This is a genomic window from Brenneria izbisi (assembly GCF_025840185.1).
Lineage (GTDB): Bacteria > Pseudomonadota > Gammaproteobacteria > Enterobacterales > Enterobacteriaceae > Brenneria > Brenneria izbisi.
Window position 1 is genome coordinate 1 of the sequence record NZ_JAMPJU010000036.1, and the last position, 1,234, is coordinate 1,234.

Annotated in this window: 2 protein-coding genes; both read right to left on the bottom strand. The window is 50.9% G+C overall.

Annotation, left to right across the window (positions count from 1 at the left end; genetic code table 11):
- Positions 1-30: 30 nt before the first annotated feature.
- Complete coding sequence (locus NC856_RS17605) at positions 31-873, bottom strand: IS3 family transposase (RefSeq protein WP_264091694.1); 843 nt, start codon at positions 871-873, stop codon at positions 31-33.
- A gap of 8 nt (positions 874-881) precedes the next feature.
- Positions 882-1,172, bottom strand: a complete 291-nt coding sequence (locus NC856_RS17610) for a transposase (protein ID WP_264091695.1) — start codon at positions 1,170-1,172, stop codon at positions 882-884.
- Positions 1,173-1,234 lie beyond the last annotated feature (62 nt).

Below are 1,234 nucleotides of genomic sequence, written 5' to 3' on the forward strand. Positions count from 1 at the left end.
GGATCTGTCCCCGAAATTATTCCCACCTAATTACGCTACCATTTCATAATGCACCGGCGTTTGATAACCCAACGTTGAGTGCCTGCGACGGCGGTTGTAAAACACCTCAATATAATCAAACAGGGCGTTCATTGCCTGCTCTCTGCTGCTAAACGCTTTACCTTGCATCAGTTCCGTTTTCAGCGTGTGGTAGAAGCTTTCCATTACCGCATTATCATAACAGCAGCCTTTCCCGCTCATTGAGCAGGCTAACTCATTGTTTTTCAATATCTCACGGTACCGATGGCTGGCGTACTGGCTCCCTCTGTCCGAATGCACGATGACCTTCCCCGTCGGTCTGCGCTGTTTTATTGCCATCTCTAACGCGTCAATCACCAACTGCTTTTTCAAGCGCTTGCTCAGACTCAAGCCGATAATGCGTCTGGAATACAGGTCAATCACCGTCGCCAGATACAGCCAGCCTTCTCCCGTGCGGATATACGTGATATCCGAAGCCCACGCGATATTCGCCGCTGACGGATTAAACGTCCGGTTCAGCAGATTGGGCGCTACCGGATAATCATGCCGGCTGTTGGTCGTCACTTTGTAACGAACCTGATTCGCCGCTTTCAGACCAGACTGTTTCATCAGGCGGCTGATACGTGCCTTGCCGTGAAATCGTTGCTCATCGCGTAAATCACTTTGCAAGCGACGGATACCGTAAGTCCCCCGGCTGTCGTGATGCAACTGAATCAGCCTCTGGCTCAGGGTGTCGTTAGACAACTGTCGTTGGCTGGGTGTTCGGTTGCGCCATGACTGGTAACCCCGCCTGCTGACATTGAGCAACAGGCAAATCCGCTTCACTTCATGGAAAGCCGATAACTGATTGACCATGGCGTATCTTAGCGGCTTTCCCGCGCAAAGAACGCCGCCGCTTTTTTCAGGATAAGTTTATCCTCTTCCAGTTCAGCGATTTTGGCTTTAAGACGGCGGATCTCCAGTTCCTGTTCGGAAAGCAGTGGCGTGTTGGAGAAAGCAGCCCCCGCCTTCTCCTGATAGAGTTTTTTCCAGTTGTAGAGCGTGTTCTCTTTGATATCAAGCTCCTGCGCCATACGAGCGACGGATTTGCCGCTTTCGAGCAGCAATGCAACGGCTCTACGTTTGAACTCCGGGGTATATTGTTGTCTTGGCATAGTGACCTCGCTTTCGTTGATTGATTTGAAAACAAGGTGGGCGCTAAATCAAGGACAGATCA